The following is a 22331-nucleotide window of genomic DNA, read 5'->3' as shown; positions in this document are numbered from 1 at the left end:
ATGGATCGCCGCGAAACCGCCGCCCTGCTGGCCTACATCGGCCGACTCGACCCTCGCACCATCCGCACCGACCAAGGCGAGGCCCGCGACCAGCTCGCCCAGTGGCACGAGCTGCTCGGCGACGTGCCGATGGCCACGACGCACGGCTGGGACGCCCGCGTCGCCGCCCGGCAGCACATCCGCGTCTCGCCCTACCAGATCCTGCCCGCGGACGTCGCCCGTCCGTGGCAGAGCTACCGGCGCGACCGCCTGGGCCGGCACACCGACCCGACCCCGTCCGTGGACCCGGACGACCAGGCGGCCTGGACCGCCGAACTGGTCGGCACTCGGCGCGCCGTGGCCTCGGGTGCTGCTCAGCCCGCGCAGTACCGGGCCATCACCAGCGGCCGGATCGATCCGCGGCTGGAGGCACGGCTGCGGGAGGTCGGCTCCTGCATACCGGCCTCAGCTCGAGCCGCCCTCGCGCCCTACCGGCCGGCCCGGGCTGCACGAGAGGCAGCCATCGCCCAGGGCCAGCCGGACGCCCTTGCGGTCCGCTGCGATTGGTGCCACGCCCAGATCGGCGAGCCGTGCCGTCGTCGGCGAATCGGCCCCGACGGCGGCGCGCGCGGCAACGCCCCGCGCGCGACCCCGCACCCCGGCCGCCTCGACCTCGCCGCCACCCAGCAGGCGCAAGCGCCCCAACAGGTCCAGCAGCCCGCGATGGCCTGAAGGCCCATCCCGCCGGCGCACCCCATCCGGCGCACCACCCCAACGCCACCGTCCAGCTCCGGCTGGGCGCCCGCCCGGCGCCGCAGCCAGCACCGACGCCGCGTCCTCCCCCTGCCGGCTCCGACCGGCCGACGCGGCAGCACATCGGAGACCACCTTGCGCCACATCACCACCCACGACGCGCCCGCCACCGGCCTGCGCGGCATCGGCGACACCAGCTGGCACACCCGCGGTGTGTGCCATGGCATGAACCCCGAGGACGCCGACGCCACCTTCTTCCCGCTGCCCCGGGACCACGAGGCCATCGCCGAGGCGAAGGAGCTGTGCGCCGCGTGCCCGGTCCGCCGCGACTGCCTCAACTTCGCCTTGGAGAACGTCCTGAAGGAGGGCATCTGGGGCGGGCTGACCGAGGCCGAGCGACGCCCCTGGCACGACGGACTACCCCAGCGCCTCGACTACAGCCGCGTGATCGCCTTCTTCAACGGCCGCGACGTGCACCTGACCGAAGCCGAGCGCCAGGCCGTCATCGACCACGCCTACGTCCGGGGCTGGCGCCCCGACCGGCTCGCTGCGGCCCTGCAGATCAGCGTCAAGCACGCCCGTGACCTTCTGCGACAGGTCGCCAACAAGGTCTTCGACCGCGACCTGACCCTCGGCGTGCCGCCGAACCCGTACAAGAAGAAGGGGAAGCAGACAGCCTCGGCAAACAGCCGGCCCGCGACCACCAAACCCTGCCCGAAGCAGCCGGTGTCCCGTCCGGCGACGTCGACCTCCGCGCACGGCCCTCTCGGAAAGGCAGCATGACCCACCCCACCGTTCTGTCCCTCGGTGCCGTCTCGGACCTGTCCCTGCTTCTCGTCATCGGCGCCCCCGTCTCCACCCTGGTCCTGGCCCTGACCGGATGGGCGATCCGGCGGCGGGGAAGGCGTCCGCGGAAGCGTCTCGGCAGCCCGGCGGTCAAAGCCGCCGCAGTCGCGGCCCTCGGCTGCACCGCCTACAGCGCGGAAACGAGCTGGCGGTTCGCCGCCGACTACCTCGACATGGCCGGCACCGCCGAGCGGATCGGTATGTTCGCCGCCGCCGAACTGGGGCTCTTCGCGACCGCGCTGATGGCCAGGCAGAACCTGGCCACCCAGGGGGCGCCCGGGATGCCGGGCACCCTGGTCTGGGTCATCACCGGCGTACAGGTGATCCCCGCCTACGCCGAGAGCGGCCCCGTCGGCGGCACGGTCCGCGCCTTCGTCGGCCCGATCATGGCGGCGATGCTCTGGCACCTCGCCATGGGCATAGAACTGCGCCTGCGCACCCCGGGGGCCGCATCCCACGGCCTGATCGCCACCCTCGGGCGGGAGGCGCGCGAACGCCTGCTGTCCCGCCTCGGCATCGCTGCACGGGACCGCGACGCCGCGCAGATCACCCGCGACCGCGCCACCGCCCGCGCCGTCGCCCTCGCCGCCCGCCTCGCCGAACGCACCCCCGAGCAGCAACAGGGTTGGCGCGGCCGACGACTCACGCGGCGGCTGTCGAAGGCAATAGGCAGGGCCTCGGTCGGCACGGACCCTGAGCAGCGCGCCGAACTGCTCGCCCATCTCGCCGCCCGCCGGCACGCACTCGCGCTCGCCACGGTCCCCCTGCCCTCCCCCTGGTCCCCGCACCACGACAGCAAGATGACCGTCACGGTCCCCGCACCGAAGACCCAGAGCACCCCGGTCCCCATCGACGGTCCCCGCTCCGACGCCGAGCCGATCCGGGACCGGGGACCGTACAAGGAAAGGGGACCGGCCCCCGGTGCTGGGGACCGTGACGCGGGGACCGACGACCGTCACGAGGAGACCTGGACGGGGACCGAGGCCGTCAGGCCGGAGCCCGACGAAGCGCCCGAGGGCTGCGCAGGGACCGACCTCACTGCGGTCGAAGTGCCTGCTCATGCCCCTGAAGCGCACCGGGGACCGAGGGGCGCCGAGTCGGGGACCGAGCCCACCGGGGACCGGGGACCGAGCACCCCCGACACGGGGACCGAGCCCACCGGGGACCGGGGCCACAGGGTGCCCCTCCGGCGGAAGCCAACCCCTAAGGCCAAGGGCAAGGGCAAGCGCAGTGGCCAATCCCGCAGCCCGCAGACGCAGCGTCCGCCGCGCGAGCCGGAGCAATCCGTGGAGCACCTCGTCGAGCAGGTCCGCCCCCACGTCCCCGACCTGCTCGCGCGGGACGGCAACGAAGCCGTCACCCGGGTCCAGCTTCGGGAGATCCTGCGGCGCGAGGGCCTCAAGGGTGGCCGGAACGAACGACTGAGCCTCGTCCTTCAGCAACTGCGGAGCGAGGAAGACACCACGAAGACAAGGAGCGCCGCCCGATGAAGACCTGCCCCCGATTCGCGACCATCCGTGAGGAGTACGAGCGGGAGATCGGCTTCCTGAGCGCCCACTCCGAGCGGCACGCCGGCAGGCCGTCGGCGAAGTCCAGCGCGAAGCACGCCGCGTCCACGAAAGCGCGGATGGCGCGGGCGCTCAGCGGCCACGTCGGGCGCTGCCCCGAGTGCGGCTGAACCTGCAAAACAGCAGGTCAAAGCTCCCATCTGCTCACGGTGGCCCGGCTCTGTGCCGGGCCACTGCCCCGCTCTAGGAGGCACCCCGTGATTCCCCGTCACACCCGCTCGTCCACACCCACGACCACCGAGGCCGGCGCATGGGCGGACGTCCTGGTCCGTCGGCGACTCCTGCACGCCGCAGCCCTCGCTCCGAACGGCCAGTGGCTCGTCCAGCACGAGCCCGACAGCCCCGTCCACGTCCTCGCGGGACCGGCCGACGTCGTCGAGCTGGCCGCCGCCATCCAGCACCGCGTCCGCTCCACGAGGCCCTGAACCCGATGACGAACCCGAACGAGAACGGCACCACCCCGGAACCTGCTCCTGACCTCAACTCAGTCTCGGGGCGAGCAAGTTGGGGCGGAAGCGTAGCTTCCGCCGAACCCGCCCCCGAGGGGGCGGGAGAGGACCTGCACCGGGGGGCGCAGGTCCTTCGGGCTTCGACCGAGGGCGGGTCGAAGCCGGGGCAGGAGGAGAAGCAGACCGATCGCCGCGTCCGCCGAGAGCGCGCCGCTCGGGCCCGCCAGCGTCCGCGCCAGCCGCCCGAGAAGAAGCGTCTGCACCAGCCCAACACACGTTTCAATGAAGAAGAGTTCGCTCTGATCAAGTCCGCCGCCGCCCGGTGCAGCCTCTCCGTCGCCGGGTTCCTCGCCCGTTCCGCGCTCGCCGCCGCCCGCGACCTCGACCGCACCAGCGCCGAGATCGCCGACGAGCGCGAAGTGATCACAGCCCTATTCGAGAGCCGGCGGCGGCTCGGCTGGGCCGGCAGCAACCTCAACCAGGCAGTCAAGGCGCTCAACTCCGGTGCGGACGCTCCCCAGCTCGAGGCGGCCGTAGCCGCTGTACGGCGGGCCGCCGACACCGCGCACGAAGCCGCCGCACGGCTGATCGAGCGCCGCGGCTCATGATCCCCAGCGTCAACTCCTCGGGCTCCCGGACCATTGGGCTCCTGGCCTACCTCTACGGCCCAGGCAAGCACGAGGAACACACCGACCCTCACCTCGTGGCCTCCTTCGACGGCATGTCCCCTGACCCCGGCCGCGATCCGAACGCCACCCTCAAGGACCTCCAGCAGCTCGTCGACCAGCCTGTGATGGCCCTCGCCGAGCACGCCCGACCGGCCAAGCACGTGTGGCACACCTCCGTCCGCGCCGACCCGCGCGACCGGATCCTGTCCGACGAGGAGTGGGCCGACATCGCCCGCCGCATCGTCGCCGCCACCGGCATCGACCCCGGCGACGGACAGTCCGGCTGCCGCTGGGCCGCCGTACGGCACGCGGACGACCACATCCACATCGTCGCCACCCTCGTGACCGAGGACGGCCATCGCCCCGACGACTACCGCTCCGGCGCCCGCGCCCAGGCCGAAGCCCGGCTCATCGAAAAGGAACTCGGACTCCACGAGGTCGCGCCCGGGGACGGCACAGCTGCTCAACGTCCCACGAGCGCCGAACGCCACAAGGCCGAACGGCAGGGCCGCGAGCGCACTGCCCGCGAAGAACTGCGCGAGGCGGTACGGCGCGCGGTGGCCGGCGCGACGAGCGAGGAGGAGTTCTTCGACCGGCTCGCCGGTGACGGCCTCCTGATCCGTAAGCGCGTGGCGCCCTCCGGGGACCTCCTCGGATACAAGGTCGCCCTGCCCGACGACCGGAACAAGAACGGCGAGCCGGTGTTCTACCCCGGCGCGCGCCTCGCCCCCGACCTCTCGCTGCCCCGCATCCGGGAGCGCTGGTCCGGCGATGCCCAGGAGAATCCGGCTCCTCGGCAGGAGGACGGGGTCCGTACGGGGCCGGTCACTCCTGCCGCTGCCCGCCGCAGGACGGCTTCGGCCGCGTGGCGTGCCGTGCTCGTCGTCGAGAACGGCGACGACGCGATCGTCGCCGCCCACATCGCTGCGGCCGGCGAGGTCCTCGACGCCCTCGCGAATACATCCGCCGCCCACACCCGCCGCGAACTACGAGACGCGGCAACGGCCTTCGAACGGGCCTCGCGCTCCCACGAGCGCGCCGTGCGCGGACACGACCGGGCCCTGCGGCAGGCCGCCCGCGACCTCGTCCACGGCGGCGCGGCCCTCGGCCGCGGCGAGGACGGCGCGAGCACCGCGATGGCCATCGACATGCTGTTCTTCCTCATCACCGCCGCCGTGCACTGGCACGCGAAGAAAGGCCACGCGCAGCAGGCCGCCGCCGCCCGCCGGGCCGCCGAACATCTGCGCGCCGCCTACCAGACCGCCGCAGCTCAGCCCCTCGGCGTGCTCTACCAGCGAGGCCGGCGCCTGAACCGGCCGATGCTCCAGCGCCAGACAGTGGTGCTGCGCGAGGCGCTGCCCGGTCTGGCCCAGCAGATCCTGGCCGAGCCTGGCTGGTACGCCTTGGCGGCGACGATCGCGGACGCCGAAGCTGTCGGCCACGACCCCGCCGCTCTCTTGTCCGATGTGGTCGAGAGCCGCGAACTCGACACCGCGGACTCGGTCAGCGACGTGCTGGTGTGGCGGCTGCGGCGTCTAGCCGACCTGCCCGCCGACCCCGCCGATGCTCCCCTTGCCACTCCCGCGTCCCGGGCACCGTCGGCCGGTACAGTCCCCGAATCGGACCACGTTCGATACCGGCGCCGATAGCTGGTCGGTCCGGGCCGCATTCCACCCAACCGCCTATGCCTTCCGGAGACTGGCCGGAGAAGTAGCCCGTCGCAAGAAGAGGAGACCGCTTTTCCCGGTGGTCTCCTCTTCTTGCGCTATCGCGTTATGGACCTGTTAGGGACGGGGGCGCAGTTCGGCGGGCCGAGGTGCTTCATCTGCTGCTCCGGCAGCAATCTCCTCGGCGAGCAGGCGCCGAAGTCGGAGTCGCAGAGCGGCCAGGCACCGGAGCTTCGAGCGTGACACCCAGGCTCGGACACGGCGCCAGAGCCGACGGGCCCGCATGCCGTACCACCAAATAGCCACGGGCAATAGCAGCAGGTACAGGAACAGCCAGAAGAACCACGGAGACATGGTCACGATCAACCTCACGGGGGACTTGGCGCCCCCGCGCGAAGCTATGCGGCGAGGGCGAAATTACTCAGGCCGGGAACCAGGCCCGCCCCGGGAGCGCGCGGTACGCGTGGCGCGGCCAGCCGCAGGACACCGCACGGTGAAGATTCGGTGAGCGGAACCGCAACGAGATACGCAAAGCGCCTGACGTAACCATCGTGGCGACGCTGCACGATGCTCAGCAACAACGCTGAGAGTGCGTCGGCGGCATCGGCAAGGTGCGCAAAGTCCGCCGCCGTCGGAGCACGTCCATCACGGCCGATCTCATCGAGCCGCCGAGACAGCTGCCCCATTGCCTCGAACACGATGGTCGCCGACTTACCTGAGCCCATGGTGTGGTGAACGATGGTCCTCAGGGCAGAAAGCCTGTGCTGCCCATCGATCACGGACATGGGGCCGACGGGGGGCGGTGTCGGCTCAAGTCTGTGGAGAAGGCCCGAAGAGACGCACGGGAGACCGGCCGTCTCCTCCGCTGTGCGGAGAAGCAGACGCGTCAGATCCTCGCCCCCCAGGTCGCTGGAGGGGGCCCAAGCCTTGGCCTGGAAGAGCCAGACCTTCTGAAGGTCATGAAGCCGCGCCCCCGCCGCGAACAGGAGTCCGTCGATCTTCGGTTCGCCGAACCCGACGGTCATCATGGTGGTCGCCAGGACCAAATCATGCTGCCGCTCGATATACGGCGTCACTGGTGCATGAACGTCAAGGTCTTCGGGTTGGAGCACCCTCAACCTCGGCCAAGACATGGGGGACTGCGCCCCATGCTCGCCCGGAAGTCGGTTGCTCATACCGGGAAGGCTATGCCATCTCTGCTCTGTCTCCGCCTGGATCACGGAAACGCGTCACGATTGGAGTGCGACTGTCGACTTTGCGAATTGAAGCCCTCCCGTTCCTAGGGCACGATCATGACGCGAGCAGGGCGAGGCAAAGGAGGACGTCAAGGTGTTTCACCGGATACGCCGCCGGGCGGCGGAGCCCAGCGAGGCGCAGCGCCAATTCTTCGAGCTGTCGGCGCGGCTGCAGGACCAGGCCCCGCCGGGCTTGGGGGGGCCGCCGGCCGAGCCCGAGCGCAGTGAGCCGGCCGCAGCGGTGGACGACTTCCTTCCGCCGGAGCTGCGGGTGCCCAGCCACGACCAGCTCGACGGCCGCATGATGCCCTGGAGGCAGCCGATCGTTCTCGACGGCGAGATGGTCGCGTGCGCCGCGTGCGGCGCGTACCGGGACTGGCTCATCCTCTCCACCCGCGACCAGATCTGGCTGCGCTGCCGGGCCGGCCACCAGCAGCTGGAGACCCGCCTCGACACCGCCTGGTACAACCGGAGCGCCGGGCCGGCGGACGCGACGCACACCACGTTCGAAGACTGCCTGCGCCACCTCGGCCAGTGACCCCCATCCCTACAACCCCACCGGGCCCGCGGGCCCGCACTGACCACCCGTCGCCTAGCACCAAGGGGTCAGTTCCGTCATGCGCGTTCGCGTCGCCACCACCGCCGTCGGCCTCACCGCCGTTACCCTGCTCGCCCTACCGGCCTGCTCCACCGGCACCGCCGGGGCCAAGCCCGACGCCGCCTCCTCCGCCCAGGTCGTAAAGTCAGCCGGCGCCGACCAGGACGCCGCCCCGCTGTCCTCGGCCGCGCTGAAGACGCGCCTGCTCGACGAGAGCGACCTCGGCAGCGGCTACCTGCGCCAGCCGGAGCGTCCGTCACGGCACGACGACGTAACCGTTGTTGGCTGTACGGCCCTGAGCGAGCTGGGCGGCGATGCGGCAACCGGCGGCTCGCTCACCTTCCCGCACAAGGCGAAGGCCACCTTCACCTACACCGGAGGCAGCAACTCGCAGGTCACCGAGGAGCTGTACAGCGACAGCGCGAACAAGCTGTCCGACGGCATCGGCCGGATCTTCGACGCCATGACCGGCTGCCCCACCTATCAGGTCGTCGCGGGCGGCACTGCGATCGACATGGCCTCGCAGAAGCTGCCCGCCCCCCACCAGCTCGGGGACGAGCAGTTGAGTCAACTCCTGACGTTCTCCGCTGGAGGGCGAAGCACCGTGGTGAAGCAGACCGCGATCCGCGACGGCAGTCTGTTGCTGATCGTCTCGGGCTCCCCGGCCCTCGTCGACCGTCACCTTGAGAAGGCTCTCGCCAAGGCGGAAAGAGTCGGCTGACCGGCCTGGACATGCTGCTGCCCCCGACCGTCGCTTCGGTTCTAGTGGTCCTTGCAACACCCCAGCTCAAGGGGTGCGATGGACTTCGAGATTCGTCAGGACCGGACACAGCGGGGGCCCCGCAGGTTGGTCGCCGAGCGGGTCGCATACTTCCAGCTCATGGAGCAGGGCTACAGCACCCGGGAAGCGGCCCGCATCGTCGGTATCAACCTGCGGACCGGCAAGAGATGGCGCAACGGGCATCACTCGCCGGACCGGGGACGAAAGCCGGTCCCCCCGATCTACCCGCTCCCTGGAGGGGCGGTTGATCAGGGGGAGTCGGCTCTCCGGACGTCGCGGTACCTGCGCGAGGACGAACGCATACACATCGCTGACCGGCTGCGTGAGAAGGCGTCCGTCCGGCAGATCGCGGCCGAACTGGGCCGCAGCCCTTCGACCGTCAGCCGCGAGATACGCCGCAACCGCCGGCCGATGCCCAGGGGTGGTTTCTTCTATCAGCCCTTCCAGGCCGACGTCCGGGCTCGGAACAGACGCGCTCGCCCGAAGGCCGGGAAGATCGGCCAGTGTTCCGAGCTGCGGGACTTCATCCAGGATCGCCTCACAAGGAGGTGGAGCCCGGAGCAGATCTGCCAGGCTCTGCGGGCCGCCTTTCCCGACCGCCCGGAGATGCACGTGGTCCACGAGACGATCTACCAGGCTCTCTATGTCCAGGGCCGTGGAGAACTCCGCCGGGAACTGACCCGCTCGCTGCGGACCGGCCGGGCTGCGCGACGCCCGCACCGTCACGCCTACAAGCGTCTCCCGGGTCCGATCAAGAACATGGTCATGATCAGTGAGCGGCCCACCGAGGCCGCCGACAGGGCCGTTCCGGGCCACTGGGAGGGCGACTTGATCATCGGCAAGAACGGCAAGTCCGCCATCGGCACGCTGGTCGAACGCGCCACCCGCTACCTGATGCTCGTCCACCTGCCCGCCGGTCACACCGCCATGGCCACCCGCGACGCGCTCGCCACGACCGTTCAGTCCCTCCCGCGCCACCTCTGGCGGTCTCTGACCTGGGACCAGGGCTCGGAGATGTCCGCCCACCGCTCGTTCACCGTCGCCACGGACATTCCCATCTTCTTCTGCGATCCAGCCAGCCCCTGGCAGCGCGGATCGAACGAGAACACGAACGGCTTGCTGCGGCAGTAATTCCCCAAGGGCACCGACCTGGCAGCCCACACCCCCGACGACCTGGCGGCCGTCGCGGCAGAACTCAACAGCCGCCCACGCAAAACGCTCGGCTGGGAAACCCCAGCCGAGCGCCTCGCCAAGCTCCTGGCAACAGCCAGTTGATCAATGTGTTGCAACGACCTCTGGAATCCGCCCTGGTTGCGCAGATCGAAAAGGAGATCGAGGACAAGCTGGTGTCGGCGCCGGTCCCGAAGGTGGCCCGCTTCGTGATGTACGCACATGTGCCGGTCGTGGGCTACTGGCGGTATCGCGACCGGATCGTCCTGCGTCAGGTGCCAGCCGGTGCCCCGCAGCCGCCACGAGCTGGCTGACCATCCGCTCATCTGCGAGATCCGCTTCGATGGCGCCAGTGACCCGTGGGTCAGCAGCCTGCGATCCGGCCGCGAACCCCGTCAGCTGGCGCTTCTCCTGACCCTGCTGGTGCCCGGTCTGAGGCTGGCGGACCAGTCGGCGCAGGGCTGGGTCCTGACACCGACCTTAAGCACGCTGAACCCGGAAGCGCCGACGCCAGAACTGCAGAGCGAATACGCACAGCAGGGGTACTTCGTTCCGGGGATGCTGAACGGGCCGGACTCCCTCTCGGAGCAGGACGGTCTTCCGGACATCAATCTGGGACCAGTTCCGCGCGGGATTGAGGCCGGGGCGACGCTGACCCTGCGCGAGGACATGGCGGCGTACCTCGACGCCTACATCCAGCTCACACCTGATGACCGCCGAAAGCTCCTGCGTGCTGCCTACTGGTTGCACCTTGCAGGGAAAGTCTTTGCCAGCTCGCACTCCGCGAGCTTCCAATCGTTGGTCCAAGCGGTGGAGGCGCTCACGACCGTTCCCCCTGGGCAACCGAAGTGTCCCGAATGTGATCGAGTCATCGGAGTGGGCCCGACCAGGCTGTTTCAGGAGTTTGTGGCCAAGTACGCGCCACCGACCGAGGATTCGGAGGATGAGCGCACCCACAAACTGCTCTACGAGACCCGCTCCCTGCTGACGCACGGCAACAGCCTTCTGGAAGTCGACGAGGAGACCGGCTTCGTGACGCCGACCCCGGCGCGGATCACGGAGGGCCAGCTTCACGGAAAGGCTGCAGAGGTGTGTCGCGCTGCGGTCTTGGGATGGCTACGCTCGCACGCGCCTGATGGAGCTGCTTTCGAGTAGGCCGACATCGGCACAGGACTGAGGTGCGAGAACACCGATTGCAGGAGCCGCTTGCAGGATTGTCCTGCTCTGAGTTGCTGGCATCCGGTGGCGAAGGTCTAGGCGGGCTGACCAGCGTAGACAGAGCTGGATGGTATGAACCGGCAACCGGATCGATTCGCTGGCGACACTTTTGCGGCGGCGGCCGGTGAGGCGTTCGATGTGAATAGGGTCGGTTGGGAAGGTGTTGGTCACAGCCACTCGTTGAGGACTGTGGACAATACGGTCGCCTCGTAGCGGGACTGCACATTCGGACCCCTTTCGGGGTCGGTGCAGAGGCGCGGCTGTCGCAAGGCGTGACCGCGTGAGGAAGTCCCTGCCTGTGCGGGCCTCGCCGATATGCGCCAGCGGCTGACGGCACTACCGACATCGGGGCCGTGGCCCGCGACGTGTTGAGCCCGGCGCCCGCCACGTGGCTCGCCATACCCTCCCGCTCCCGTGTGCTGTCGCGCGCGGGTTGCCTCCTCGTGGGCATGGGTGTGGGCTCACCCTGGACGGAGTCCCGTTGTCAGAGGCGGGGGTTTGAATGGAGAACGTCCGTCGCAGCGCGGTCGTTGAGGCATGACTGGTGAAGCCTGGCCGCTGTGCACGCGAGGGCAAGACAGGAAGAAGGAGGTGGACCGGCTGTGGGGCTTGTGATGTTGGACCTTCCCGCGCCGGCGCAGTTGCGCGGCCGCTGGGCGGCATACGCGGCGATCTGCGCGGCCAGGGGTTGGGGTAGAACGTGCTGGGCCGACGGCCCTGTATGGCACTTCGACGACAGCGGTGGCAACTGGGCGGAGGTGCACCACCTTGGCACAGGCCGTGCGGTGCTGATCGGTTACGACCACGAATACTCGGAAACCTATTACGGCCCGGCCGCCGAGGAGTTCGGCGAGGGCGAAACCGATGTGCTCGCCGAGGCACCCGACTGGTGGCGGCCGGTGGTGGAGCGAATGCTGGCTGAGAAGCAGTACGTGGGCTTTGTGTACGGCTTCGCCGGCGGCGGATGGAAGCGCGCCGACTACAGCGCGGAAGACGGATTTCGCAGCGTGGGCCTGCCCGCCCTGAGCCTTGAGAAGACGCGCGAGAGGATCATCTCGCTCGCCCGGGAGGCGCCGGGACTCGGCGGGTCGGCGCCGAATCCGGCCGCGATCGAAGCGCTCATCGCCGCCGACGGCGACGTCACGGAGGCACACGTGACCGCGGTCGTCGGAGCGGTTGGTTGGGAGCCCGCGGCGGGTGCTGCTGCAGCCAGAAGATTCCTGGCCTTCTGAACCGTGTTCGGTGATGACCCTGCCGGCGAGTGCTGGGCGCCGGAATGCCTCGGTTATCAGTGCCAGTTCTCGGCGTCGTACATGTACACCACCAGAGCGCGGCCTTCGGCACGCGAGGCGGCGCGGCCCAGCGCGATGGCGGCTGGGTAGTCGTAGGCGTCCTGCGCAGCGGTCATCGCGGTCGGCGAGGTGAGGATCCGATACCCGCAAACGCTGCGCCGCCAGTTGTCCAGGTACAGCGTCTCGCCGGCCGGCGGGTCCACCGGGTCGACGCGAGGATCGCGGCGATGCACCGGCCACTCACGTACGACGTCGCCGTGCCGGAGGATGGCCACCTTCTGGGCCATCCGAAGGATCTTGTAGCCCATCGGGATCCATTGGTGAAGATCAGGGTTGTTGAACATGGCGGGATCGGTGAACGCAGATGTGGGCCGGTGGCCGCCGAAGAGTAGGTACTGCGTCTCGGTGCGCTCGCTGTCAAAGGGGTTGATACGGTCCGCCTCAGTCGGCGGGTAAGGCCAGTAATCCATGCTCCGGATCCTGTCAGGTCCCTCTGACAGCGTCCGGGTACATCAATCTCGCCACCTGGTCGGCACGCTGTCTGCCGGTAGCGAGATGCTTGGGCTCTTCGGGGATGGGCAGGGTACGACGCCCGTACGCGCTGCGGGGTGACCAAGGCCGCTGTGCGCCGCGCCCGCCGGCACCGCATGCAGTCCAGCAGCGGGCGCCGTTGATGCTCTGTGCGGCCACCCAGCCCCCAGCGTGTTCACCTCATGCGACTAGGTTCGCTGGCAAGGCCGCCCGAACGACTGAGTTCGATGTCAAACGCCTGGATTGGATGACAGCGGACAGAACTGTTGCCTTCCGCACCCATTTCACGTCGATCTCACGAAGTCACCTGAAGGAAAGGGGTGGCCAGCCAGGGGCCCGGAGGTGCATGCTGGCCCGTTTCCCATCATGAGGAGGAGTACATGGAGATCCGGCCGCTTGAGGAGTTGCGTGCCGCGGACGATCTGTCGCTGGCGTTCAACCCCTGGGGGCTCGGCGGCCGTATGAGGCCCGAAAGCGCTGCGGAGTTCCAGCAGCGGCAGATCGCCGACTGCGACCTGGCGGCGGGTGTCGCGGCAGGAACACGCGATTCCTTCGAGCGGCTGCGCACCGTCTTCGCCTACGGCGTGCTGTGCTACGACGTGTACACCATGGTCGGCGACCAGGCGCTCCTCATCTATGAACAGGCGTTGCGCGACCGCTTCATGGAGTGGTGCGCCGGCACCATCACCTTCCGTCTCCCCCAAACCCCGGACGTCTCCTACACCGTCACGTCGTACGACGACGTCAAGAAGCGCGCGGATAGGATGACGCGGCAACGCGCGAAGCTCGTCGTCGCCACCCACGCCATCGAGTTCAACGGGATGCTGCACGGGCTCCGCCTGTGGGCGCGCACGGCGGGTCTGCTCCGCGGGCGGCGCAGCCGCGCGGTCGAAGACGCGCTGGCCAAGCTTCGTAACTACGTTGCCCATCCCTCCGGCCACCATGTCGATACCCCCGTCGGTGCGGCCCGGACGGTGCGGGATCTGGCGGAGCTGATCAACCAGTTGTGGGGGCAGGCCACTCCCGACGGGCGCCTGTACCCGGCACCTCTGCACCGGGAGATCGCCGTACTGAGCTGGAACGGTTCCGGGCGGGCGCGGATGGAGCCCGCCGACGCGCTCACCGCGCCCGACCCCATGGAAGATCAGGAGAGTGACGAGTACCAGCACGTCGTGGTACGGGCCATCCCCTTCATCCCGGGCAGTCGCTGGAATGACGCTCACTGGGCGGAGTTCGACACCCGCTACGAGACCACACGGTTCCCCACGGAATACCTGTGGGGACCGGGCACCCGAGAGGAGGCCCGGGCGTGGCTGGAGCAGGAGCGCCCCGAGGGGGACAGCGTCGACTTCACTGACCGAGTGTTCCTCGTCCAGGACCACGAACGCCTGCTGCCGCCGATGCGGCCGGCGGTAGCGGCCGGGCTACCCGACGACGAACGCGTCGGGGTCTGGCATGCCGTGCGGGCTGACTTCCCCGACGACGCCTTCGCGCACGTCCGAGGCTCCAGGGATAGCGGTGCTGGTCACGCCCGACGCCCCGGAGACTGTCCTGCCTGTTCCGCCGAAGTCCTTGGCTCCGGTTCCTACACCGAAGCCCTTCGCGCCGCGGCAGCCGTTCTCGGACCGATCGAGGCGGTACAGCTGCCCTCCATCCGACTCCCCTTGTCGATCTTCTGGCCCGACCGGCCGTGAGCGGCACAACACCAGGAGACGGGTGGCGGGCCAACAACATCAGTCACCATCGGACATGGCCGCGACTGCGCCATCACGACAGGAGCCATGCAGATCGGCAGCCCGCCGCCCGACCCCCGGGAGGGCCCAGGCCCGTGCCAGGGTAATCCCCATGAACCCCATGATCCCCGCACACGTCCCCGACGAGCCACCGCTCACCTACGCCGACAGCTTCGACATACCGGTCCTGTTCCGTAACGGACCCGCGGACAAGCCCAAGAGGCAGTGGCGGACCAACAAGCACAAGCCGTGGACCGAGTCGGACGGGTCCCCAGCAGCGGACGGCTGGTACGCCCCGACCACCACGTGGCGCGAGATCATCAAGGCCGCCACCGAGGTCGGCCGCGACATCACCCCGCATCTGCAGAACCAGCCGCAGTACGCGCACGGGGAACTCGTCGCCCGGGTTTCCCCGCTGTACGCCTACCTCGGCGCTCACCCCGTTAAGCCGCGGCACCCCGTACCGGGCGCCAAGGGCCGGCGCCTGACCCTGAACCCGGTCTACGCGCACGGGACAGAGCGCACGGCGAAGAACGCCGCCGCCTACCGGCTGGGCATGACGATGGCCGAGTGGGCCTGCCGTTCGCTGCTGGGCCTCGGGCAGACCGAACATCTCGAACTCGGCGGCCCCATCCCCGCCCTGAGCGAAACCTTCAAGGACCCGAAGAAGAAGCTGCCCGACCTGTGGGGACGGCACGAGGCGGAGGAGATGTACTGGCTGATCGAGGCCAAGGGCGGCAACGTCGGCGTCGGCACGCTCCGCAAGGGGTGGGCACAACTGGAGGCTGGCAGCAAGATACTCGGCTCGTACGCGCACCGCACCGTCCTGGTCGGAGCGTCCGTGCGGCCCGGAGACGACCTCTTCCTCACCATCGACCACGACCTGCACCCCGGCCAGCCGCCGCTCCACCCGGACGGATCCGGCACCGACGACGAGGCAGCGGCGAGCCCGGGCAACCTCGAAGACCACCTCGGCGACAGCGACGACGCGCTCATCGGCGCGGCCCGAGCCCAGATGCTCGCCTACCTGGCGCTGCGCTCGGCTCCCGCCTCTCATCTGCGCACGGTACCGGTGCCGGCCGACCGCGCTTCCCGTCACCGGCGCTCCGGGCTGACCACCCCCCTGGAGGACGACGGCCTTACCCTCGCCTTGCGGGCCGACGCCCGCGGAGCAGCGCCCCACATCGAGCAGCACACCCTGCGCGTCGGCATCCGCACCATGGGGCTCGACGACTTCCTCACCTGTCGAATCTCCGGAACCGAAGTCCACCTCGGCATGTCCCGGAAGCTGTTCGCCGCCTGCGAGCGCCTCCACGAGGAAGATCTCGCCATCGCCCGGCGCACCCCGGGGCTGCGCGCCGAGGACCTGCTGGCCGTCGACCAGGGGCTCAGCGAGGATGCTCAGGAAGAACAGCGACTCACCCAGCGGCGGATCTTCCGCGAGCAGCAGGAGGAAGCCCGTCCCCGGCTGCGCCCCCTTCTCCGTGACGCCTACGAGCGGGGTGCGACGAGCAACTGGAGCGACCTGCTGCGCCGTCCTCAGGAGCCGGAGCTCGACCTGGAGGGCGACGAGAGTCTTCTCGAAGCGGCTACCCCGGAGACGTACCTGGCCGTCAGCCGCTACGGCCTGCCCCCGATCCACGCCTAGCCCGTGGCGATGTGACTGAGCCGCGCCCAGTTGGCCACTTTGAGCACCAGAGGTGGCCGCGCGTTCCGCCTGCAGACAGGATCCCCTCGATGTTTCGATCAACCCGCCTGCGAACGTTCGGGTGACGCGGCGGCGCGTCACCCCGGCGACCGGGGGGCCTGCCCCGTCACTGTGGTCAAATCCAGAACGGTGGGCCCGGCGGGGTCGCTGCCCTGTGCTCGAGCCGACATCGAGCACGCCGTGGAGAAGCCAACTCGGCCGGCACCGCTGCACGGTCCGCATGTTCCTCGTGGCTCTCCGCCGCGCGCTTGTGTCGGGACGGCTCCGCGGTGTTGAGGGACTCCGAGTCATGAAGACAACCGCCGTCGAACGTCGCGCCGAACCGCTGCGTCTGTACACCGAGTTGCCCTGGCAGTCCGCCCTGCGCCGGGTCGAGGCCGCAGCGCCTGGATCCTTGCTGATCCCGCGGCCTGACGTCGACCAACTGCTGCTGGAGGCCCGGGTCATGGCCGCACTGGCATGGCGTCGGATCACCACTCTGCACCCCTGGGGTATCGAATACGTGGACCCGCGCTCCGACCGCCTCCTGATCCGATTCGAGGCCAACCCGGTCGAGCGGCGCGACCCGGACGAGACCCAGGCCCTGGACCTGGCCGAGGCGCTGCTGCCACGCGCCGACGAGTACGGCGATATCAAGGGGGTGCCCGGGGCACGTACCCCCGTCGAGCGCGGGCAGGTGATGCTCCGCGTGCTGGACACGTCCGCCTCCGTCACCCTGCTGGGTCTGGACCCCGACGAGTGGCTGCGCGCGGTCGACGTCCAGGACCAGCAGATGGGCGCCTACGGCATGACGCCGTGCCACCGCGACCTGCCGGCCCGGTGGCACCCGGCCGAGCGTCTCTACCGGCGGCCGAGCCGCCGCGGCACCGCGGCATCGGCCTGGCTGACCAGCGGGCTGCTGCGCCGGGTCGGCCTGATCCGCACCCTCGGGGCACCGCTGGCCGTGACCGGCTGGCTCGGCCACCACGAACGCGGCGGTGGCGAACGCTGGATCATCGACCCCACGTTCGCGGAAGGCTCCGGCGCCCCAGCCACCGGCGTCTGATGGCGCTGCTCGCGGCACCCGGCTGGGGCCTGCCCCTCGCGTCCGTGGACGAACACTGCGCCTGCCATCTGCCGCCCGGCTACAGCGACCAGTGCACCGCCGTCGCCGCCGGCCTAGCCGAGCGGCCCGGAGTGCTGGAGGTTCGCGCCATCCGGCGCCGCGGCGACCGCTTGAAATGGATCCAGGAGCACCGCCCTGCGATCCACGCCGCCCAGCAGCAGCTTGCCCTCTCCGTGCCCGCCTGGGTCGACCGCTGGCTCGAGCGTGGTGGATCTCCTACTTCGCAGGCCGGTCCGCGCCGTTTCCAACCTTCGCTGAGAAGCACTCACACATCACGAGTCACAGCCGATCCCTGTCCTGTCGCACCAACCATGAGCGAACCTCACTGAAGGTTGATGGATCGCAGTTCGTCTCGTCGAGAAATCCTCGCAGCACCCCCGCTCATGAGGCGTGCAGATGGCCTGCACGACGGGGAAGGCCGACTTCTGCTCACCAGAGGCGGCGTTCCTGGGCCGTAAGACCCGCAGCGTTCATCAGGTGCTCCCACTGGGCAGCCAGTGGCTTCGACCACGCAGGGTCCACACCATGCCCGTACGCAAGCAGCCCGTCGATGTGGTTGACGAACCCTTGCAGGGAGCTGTAGCCAGCGTGCTCGACGTGGGCCCCAAGCCCGAACTTGGCGACACCGCGGACGTGATCTTCGAGTCCCCTTCTCGTGTGCCGCGGCAATCGCAGTCTCTCGCCGTCCACGAGGAGGCCCAAGACGATCTTGCGGGCACCTGGCGGAACAACGCGGGTCTTCTTCCTGTGTAGCCGGAACCGGGCGTCGGGCACCGTTGCCGAGACCTCGGAGACGCAGCGTGTGAGCGTGGAGCGGTCGAGGTTCCTCAGAGTAGAGAAGGTCATGTCGTCCGCATAGCGTGTGTACGTCATGCGGTACCGGTCGGCGACGGATGAGAGAGCCTCGTCCAGTGGGCGGGCGGCCAAATTGGCAAGGGCGCCACTCGCGGGGCCTCCCTGTGGGAGGTAGCCCAGGACCGGCGCTCTGTAGGTGGGGATGGCCTGGTACGCACTCCTGAAGTGCGGCAAGGTAATTCCTCCCGGAAGGCGGGTACAGACGCGGGCGATTTCGAAGGAGACGAGACGGTTGTAGCCGACCGCCCGCAGGATCGATTGAACTGCACGCTCGTCGACGGAGTGGAAGAAGTCATGCAGATCGAACTTCAGCAACCACGAGGCACCAAGGTGAAGCTGCGCGCACTGCACGGCAGAGCGTCCCCGCTGGTAGGCGTAGCTCGAACCGTGCGTCGGTATCCGGCTGAATACGTTGCCCAGGAGCCAGCGTTGTACGTCCATCAAGACGGGCGCAGGGGAAGCGATTGTGCGAGATTTGCCGGGCTCACGCTTGGGGCGGGAGAACTCGGTGTATGGGTCCTGTCGCCGCTGGACAATCTTCCGTAGGTAGAGGTATGGCGCGCCTGTCTGGTGGGCCAGGTGCCCCAGCGTCAGTACAGGTGTGAGTCCTTGACTTCGGACTCGTTGCATCTGCACCAAAGCCTCGTCGATGACTGAGGAAGTGATGCCATTCCTGCGGCCGAGGCTCCGGTAGTGTGCGGGAGAGTCGATGGTGGCCTACCTTCGGTGTATCCCGCCCCGGCGGGCTGGTGCGAGTCGCGCGCCAGACCCCCGTAGGAGCACGTGCGCCTCGCACCATCCAGGCGTTCGACAGCTTGTCCACAGCGTGCGGCTCACGACCGCAGCCTGACCTACCGATGCAGATCGTTGACTCGACGATGACCTCGCCGATTGCGCTAGGCCGTTACCAACTCTCCCGCAAGGCGCCAGGGTAGTAAGGCTCCTGACTGCCCTGCAAGCGGCTTACGACGACCCGGGGCTTCGCTTTGGCTGCCCGCAGCTCCTTCCACCCTGCGTCGGTAAGCCGCGTTTGAGAGTCCACCAAACCCAGCTTCTGGGCCTGGAAGACGAGGTTTCTGGCCATCGGAACCGAGACCGAAACATCGGTCGCCAGTTGTTCGGGGTGCCTATGGCCTTTCGCGATGTGGCCAAGGACCTCAACAAGGTCCCTGATGCCGCCGCGATAGCGCACGTGTAGCTTGCCCGATCCTGTCGGCTGGACTCGCCCCATGCCACGCAGCCCGAGTTCTGCGTTGCGCTCTGGCCGGTATCCGACGAGGTCACGCATGAGCCCCGGCGGCGCAGTGCGGTGCTCGAAGAACGGTGCCCACTTCCCGTCGGGACGCCGAGTCCGGCCCCTGGATTGGCGCAGGATGGATGGCAGATTGTTCGGGACGGTGTGCTCGAACACGAGCAGCCCCTCGCTGCCCGACCAGCCTGCACTGTCTTCGGGCCGCCGTGCGTAGTCTTCGCACAGCTTCCTGATCCTCCAGAGCTCGTCCGTATGCCACTGAGCCGAGGGAAGGTCCATCCCGCGGTGCAGCACCGACACCCCGTCGAACAGCCCACTGGCACGGATGCGCCGCAGTCCGGTGGTTGTTGCGGCGAAGAGGACCAAGTGCAGCCGGACCAACTTCAGGGAGCGCCAGCTGCGGACCGTCGCATTACGCAGCCAGGCCCGCGCGTACGCCAGAGACTCCTCGCCGGAGCCGGCGTAGTCGGAAACGAACACTAGGCTCCGTGCACGACGCGCCCGAAGAAGATCAATCGTCATGGCGTTGCGCGTCACAACGGAGGTGTCCAGGCTCCGCTGCACATCGCGGATGATGTTCTGGACGATCAACTCGCTACCGCCGCCATCGCCACCGGAAACCTGTGGTGACACGTTGTTGATGAACATCGTGTCCGTCGGCTTGCAGGAGCGGACGCCATACAGCGCCGCCGGTCTCTCCATGCTGGCTTCACCAGCTAGGACTGACCCCAGATGTTCCCGTAGCCCCTGCCTGAACGTCGTCTCCGACACGATATGCAGGCTGTCGAGCAACTGCTGAGCCGTCTCAGTGTCCCTGGGGCCGAAGTTGGTCAGCCACTCGATCCCCTGATGGGTTTCGCTTGGCCTCGCTGGCACCCTCACGGCACGCATGTGCACCGCGCCCCCTTGTACCGGATTCCGCATCTGAGCTGGCGTACCCCACCGTAGCGACTGCCCAAGCCTGTGTGGGCGTAGTTCTGGGCCCATGGGACTTGCCCCAAGACCGGAAAGTTAGCGTTTCGCAGTTCACGCAAGTCCGCTGAGTCTCAGGCCGTCAGCTGACGCCCATCGAGGGTGTCCGCCGCCGCGACACCACCGAAGCGATCGTCGGCGGCACGCTCGTTTCCCCAGCTCATCCGCAGTGGGCAGGCTTCGGCCGACTGTAGGGGCTCCGCTGGGCGGTGTGGCGGTCTTGGGGGGAGGTGGACCGGGTGGGCCGGCGTCGGTAGACGTGAGCAGGCCCCCGGGGCGGCGTCCCGGGGGCCTGCTGATGGTGGGGTCTTCGGTTATTTGGTCTCGCGGTTGTCGTCCGGCTCGGGCTCGGCCGGCGTACGACGGCGGGTGACGACGAGGGCGACGGCGCCTGCGGCGACAAGGAGACCCGCGCCGCCGGCAGTCCACGGGGTGGCGTCGGCGCCGGTGTGGGCGAGGGAGCCGGCCGGAGGCTTCGGCGTCGTGTTGTCGTTCGGCCCGGCCGCTGCGGTGGGCGAGGAGACGGCGGTCGGCGTGCTGGTGCCCGTCGAGGAAGGCTTTGTCCCGCCGGTCCCGCTGCCGCTCGGCTTGTCCGCAGGTGTGGACGGGGTGCCGGTGGGCTCGTGCGTCGGCTTATCTGACGGGTCAGGCTTCGGAGTGGTGGCGGTCTTGGCGTTGGTGACGGTCACGGTGACCGGCGCGCCGGGGCCTGCGGTGAACGTCTTCGACGGCTTGTAGAGGTCGTAGCCGGCGGGGGCTTCGATCTGCTTGACCCAGAATTCGGTCTTCCGGCTGGTCACGGGCAGCTCGCCGGTGGCTGTGCCCTGCGACCCGGTGGTGAGGGTGAGCAGGGTCTCGCTGCCCGTTCCGATGTTCACGGTGGATCCGGGCAGCAGCTTTCCGGTCTTGTCGTCCTTGGCCTGGAGGAGGACCTTGGCGGCCTTGAACGGGTCGGTGATCGTCAGCGGTGTGGTCGCGCCGGGGGTGACGATGACGTCCTGGTCGGCGACGACCTCGTGGAGCGGACTGCCGGAGGACGTTTCCTTCAACCGATACACACCGGGAGCGAGGTCGGGGAAGGTCAGCTTGCCCTGTGCGTCGGTCTTCCCGCGTCCAGCCTCCTTGCCGGTGGAGTCGAGCAGGAGGAACTCGGCGCCGGGGAGGACGTCCCCGGCCGCGTCCTTCTTGGTGATCGCAATGCTGCCCGCATCCGGGGCCGGTGTGTCGGCGGGAGCAGCGGAGGCTGAGGGCGTCGGCTCGGACGACTGGGCGGTCGCGGCCGGCGCCCAGGTGAGGGTGCCGGTCACTGCGGCGGCGACGGCAGCGGATCGGACGGCGCCACGGACGAAACGAGCATGCACGGGAAGAGGGTCTCCTTGATCAGGTGGTGGGGAGTTCATCGGGTCCGGCCAGCGACCGGAGGCGCGGGCGGCGGGACGGGTGAGCAGACTTAAGGTTCAGCGGGCGCGGCCACCACTGCGGGAGGTTGGCAGGGCGGGAGCCTTATGGGCGGTCCTGCCCGCAGCGCGGCTCGGCGCGGACGCGGTCCACGCGCCGGGGAACCAGACGGCGGTGTACTGCTCGATCGCATCGCGCAGGCCGGTGGTGACGGCACCCTCCCACGGTGGCTGACCGGGGCGGTGGTACGTGTCGAACGTGCCGTACTGCTTGGTGCCGCTTCGGGTGTTGTGGGCTTCGTCGCGACGGTGGAAGGTGCCGTGGTCCTCGAAGCTGAGTGCCACCGCATCGATCTCGCCCCGGTCCGCGTGGAGGACCGCCAGGCGCAGGCCGCCGTAGGTGTCCGCGTGGATGGTTCCGGTGAAGGTGATCCGCAGCCGCAGCGGTGCGCCCGGGGTGGGGGTTGCGTAGTAGGTGTTGCCCACGACGGTGCTGTCGTGGAACGGGAGGCACAGTTCGTCGAAGAACTCGGGGGCCTGCAGGGACAAGAAGG

21 protein-coding genes and 1 pseudogene are annotated in these 22331 nt (G+C 69.2%); 16 read left to right on the top strand and 6 right to left on the bottom strand.

Annotation, left to right across the window (positions count from 1 at the left end):
* From ACIQMR_RS30960 to ACIQMR_RS30930, 7 genes are all read left to right on the top strand, one after another.
* Entirely contained in the window at positions 1-711 is a 711-nt protein-coding gene (locus ACIQMR_RS30960) for a hypothetical protein (RefSeq protein WP_401394195.1), read from the top strand.
* Between the two features lie 156 nt (positions 712-867).
* Complete coding sequence (locus tag ACIQMR_RS30955; protein WP_356047145.1) at positions 868-1515, top strand: WhiB family transcriptional regulator; 648 nt, start codon at positions 868-870, stop codon at positions 1513-1515.
* A complete protein-coding gene (locus ACIQMR_RS30950; RefSeq protein WP_401394192.1) occupies positions 1512-3068 on the top strand; it encodes a hypothetical protein in 1557 nt (518 codons plus the stop codon). The genes ACIQMR_RS30955 and ACIQMR_RS30950 overlap by 4 nt, the downstream gene beginning before the upstream one ends.
* Complete coding sequence (locus ACIQMR_RS30945; RefSeq protein ID WP_401394189.1) at positions 3065-3256, top strand: hypothetical protein; 192 nt, start codon at positions 3065-3067, stop codon at positions 3254-3256. The genes ACIQMR_RS30950 and ACIQMR_RS30945 overlap by 4 nt, the downstream gene beginning before the upstream one ends.
* An 87-nt stretch (positions 3257-3343) precedes the next feature.
* Complete coding sequence (locus ACIQMR_RS30940) at positions 3344-3571, top strand: hypothetical protein (protein WP_401394187.1); 228 nt, start codon at positions 3344-3346, stop codon at positions 3569-3571.
* Positions 3572-3576: 5 nt separating this feature from the next.
* Complete coding sequence (locus ACIQMR_RS30935; RefSeq protein ID WP_401394184.1) at positions 3577-4203, top strand: plasmid mobilization protein; 627 nt, start codon at positions 3577-3579, stop codon at positions 4201-4203.
* Positions 4200-5912: a relaxase/mobilization nuclease domain-containing protein gene (locus ACIQMR_RS30930; protein ID WP_401394181.1), complete on the top strand. Its 1713-nt coding sequence runs from the start codon at positions 4200-4202 to the stop codon at positions 5910-5912. Before ACIQMR_RS30935 ends, ACIQMR_RS30930 begins: the two co-directional genes overlap by 4 nt.
* A 416-nt stretch (positions 5913-6328) precedes the next feature.
* Here ACIQMR_RS30930 and ACIQMR_RS30925 read toward each other — a convergent pair whose 3' ends face one another.
* Positions 6329-7006, bottom strand: a complete 678-nt coding sequence (locus tag ACIQMR_RS30925; protein ID WP_401394178.1) for a hypothetical protein — start codon at positions 7004-7006, stop codon at positions 6329-6331.
* A 253-nt stretch (positions 7007-7259) separates the two neighbouring features.
* On the opposite strand from ACIQMR_RS30925, the gene ACIQMR_RS30920 reads away from it, so the two are divergent.
* The 6 genes and pseudogenes from ACIQMR_RS30920 to ACIQMR_RS30895 all read left to right on the top strand — a co-directional run bounded on the left by ACIQMR_RS30920 (position 7260) and on the right by ACIQMR_RS30895 (position 12164).
* Positions 7260-7703: a hypothetical protein gene (locus tag ACIQMR_RS30920; protein WP_401394176.1), complete on the top strand. Its 444-nt coding sequence runs from the start codon at positions 7260-7262 to the stop codon at positions 7701-7703.
* A 79-nt stretch (positions 7704-7782) separates the two neighbouring features.
* Positions 7783-8484, top strand: coding sequence for a hypothetical protein (locus ACIQMR_RS30915; RefSeq protein ID WP_401394173.1), 702 nt, complete (start codon positions 7783-7785; stop codon positions 8482-8484).
* A gap of 159 nt (positions 8485-8643) precedes the next feature.
* Positions 8644-9819, top strand: a pseudogene (locus ACIQMR_RS30910) (IS30 family transposase).
* Positions 9816-10028 (top strand): hypothetical protein, encoded by a 213-nt coding sequence (locus ACIQMR_RS30905; protein ID WP_401394170.1) that lies wholly within the window; start codon positions 9816-9818, stop codon positions 10026-10028. The pseudogene ACIQMR_RS30910 and the gene ACIQMR_RS30905 overlap by 4 nt, the downstream one beginning before the upstream one ends.
* The gene (locus ACIQMR_RS30900; protein ID WP_401394167.1) at positions 10000-10869 is read left to right on the top strand and encodes a hypothetical protein; all 870 of its coding nucleotides are present in this window, start codon (positions 10000-10002) and stop codon (positions 10867-10869) included. The genes ACIQMR_RS30905 and ACIQMR_RS30900 overlap by 29 nt, the downstream gene beginning before the upstream one ends.
* Positions 10870-11534: 665 nt before the next feature.
* Complete coding sequence (locus tag ACIQMR_RS30895) at positions 11535-12164, top strand: proteophosphoglycan 5 (protein WP_401394165.1); 630 nt, start codon at positions 11535-11537, stop codon at positions 12162-12164.
* A gap of 56 nt (positions 12165-12220) precedes the next feature.
* Here ACIQMR_RS30895 and ACIQMR_RS30890 read toward each other — a convergent pair whose 3' ends face one another.
* A complete protein-coding gene (locus ACIQMR_RS30890; protein WP_401394162.1) occupies positions 12221-12694 on the bottom strand; it encodes a hypothetical protein in 474 nt (157 codons plus the stop codon).
* Between the two features lie 441 nt (positions 12695-13135).
* Here ACIQMR_RS30890 and ACIQMR_RS30885 point away from each other — a divergent pair, with 441 nt between their 5' ends.
* From ACIQMR_RS30885 to ACIQMR_RS30875, 3 genes are all read left to right on the top strand, one after another.
* Positions 13136-14449 (top strand): hypothetical protein, encoded by a 1314-nt coding sequence (locus tag ACIQMR_RS30885; protein WP_401394159.1) that lies wholly within the window; start codon positions 13136-13138, stop codon positions 14447-14449.
* A 151-nt stretch (positions 14450-14600) separates the two neighbouring features.
* The gene (locus ACIQMR_RS30880; RefSeq protein ID WP_401394157.1) at positions 14601-16136 is read left to right on the top strand and encodes a gamma-glutamyltransferase; all 1536 of its coding nucleotides are present in this window, start codon (positions 14601-14603) and stop codon (positions 16134-16136) included.
* A 349-nt stretch (positions 16137-16485) separates the two neighbouring features.
* Entirely contained in the window at positions 16486-17241 is a 756-nt protein-coding gene (locus ACIQMR_RS30875) for a hypothetical protein (protein WP_401394154.1), read from the top strand.
* A gap of 489 nt (positions 17242-17730) precedes the next feature.
* Here ACIQMR_RS30875 and ACIQMR_RS30870 read toward each other — a convergent pair whose 3' ends face one another.
* The 4 genes from ACIQMR_RS30870 to ACIQMR_RS30855 all read right to left on the bottom strand — a co-directional run bounded on the left by ACIQMR_RS30870 (position 17731) and on the right by ACIQMR_RS30855 (position 22326).
* The gene (locus ACIQMR_RS30870; protein ID WP_401394407.1) at positions 17731-18786 is read right to left on the bottom strand and encodes a reverse transcriptase family protein; all 1056 of its coding nucleotides are present in this window, start codon (positions 18784-18786) and stop codon (positions 17731-17733) included.
* Positions 18787-19060: 274 nt separating this feature from the next.
* Positions 19061-20305, bottom strand: a complete 1245-nt coding sequence (locus tag ACIQMR_RS30865; RefSeq protein WP_401394151.1) for a hypothetical protein — start codon at positions 20303-20305, stop codon at positions 19061-19063.
* 389 nt (positions 20306-20694) lie between these two features.
* The gene (locus ACIQMR_RS30860; RefSeq protein WP_401394148.1) at positions 20695-21741 is read right to left on the bottom strand and encodes a SpaA isopeptide-forming pilin-related protein; all 1047 of its coding nucleotides are present in this window, start codon (positions 21739-21741) and stop codon (positions 20695-20697) included.
* Between the two features lie 96 nt (positions 21742-21837).
* A complete protein-coding gene (locus ACIQMR_RS30855) occupies positions 21838-22326 on the bottom strand; it encodes a hypothetical protein (protein ID WP_401394145.1) in 489 nt (162 codons plus the stop codon).
* Between the last annotated feature and the right edge of the window lie 5 nt (positions 22327-22331).

It is taken from the genome of Streptomyces sp. NPDC091376 (assembly GCF_044757085.1).
Classification (GTDB): domain Bacteria; phylum Actinomycetota; class Actinomycetes; order Streptomycetales; family Streptomycetaceae; genus Streptomyces; species Streptomyces pratisoli.
Note: the sequence above shows the minus strand (reverse complement) of the source record. Positions and strands in the feature narration are given on the sequence as shown.

Bases quoted from the DNA above. Each gene is read 5' to 3' on its own strand.
- ACIQMR_RS30960 (WP_401394195.1), top strand. From the start codon at position 1: ATGGATCGCCGCGAAACCGCCGCCCTGCTGGCCTACATCGGCCGACTC.
- ACIQMR_RS30950 (WP_401394192.1), top strand. From the start codon at position 1,512: ATGACCCACCCCACCGTTCTGTCCCTCGGTGCCGTCTCGGACCTGTCC.
- ACIQMR_RS30945 (WP_401394189.1), top strand. From the start codon at position 3,065: ATGAAGACCTGCCCCCGATTCGCGACCATCCGTGAGGAGTACGAGCGG.
- ACIQMR_RS30935 (WP_401394184.1), top strand. From the start codon at position 3,577: ATGACGAACCCGAACGAGAACGGCACCACCCCGGAACCTGCTCCTGAC.
- ACIQMR_RS30930 (WP_401394181.1), top strand. From the start codon at position 4,200: ATGATCCCCAGCGTCAACTCCTCGGGCTCCCGGACCATTGGGCTCCTG.
- ACIQMR_RS30915 (WP_401394173.1), top strand. From the start codon at position 7,783: ATGCGCGTTCGCGTCGCCACCACCGCCGTCGGCCTCACCGCCGTTACC.
- ACIQMR_RS30890 (WP_401394162.1), bottom strand. From the start codon at position 12,694: ATGGATTACTGGCCTTACCCGCCGACTGAGGCGGACCGTATCAACCCC.
- ACIQMR_RS30885 (WP_401394159.1), top strand. From the start codon at position 13,136: ATGGAGATCCGGCCGCTTGAGGAGTTGCGTGCCGCGGACGATCTGTCG.
- ACIQMR_RS30880 (WP_401394157.1), top strand. From the start codon at position 14,601: ATGAACCCCATGATCCCCGCACACGTCCCCGACGAGCCACCGCTCACC.
- ACIQMR_RS30875 (WP_401394154.1), top strand. From the start codon at position 16,486: ATGAAGACAACCGCCGTCGAACGTCGCGCCGAACCGCTGCGTCTGTAC.
- ACIQMR_RS30870 (WP_401394407.1), bottom strand. From the start codon at position 18,786: ATGCAACGAGTCCGAAGTCAAGGACTCACACCTGTACTGACGCTGGGG.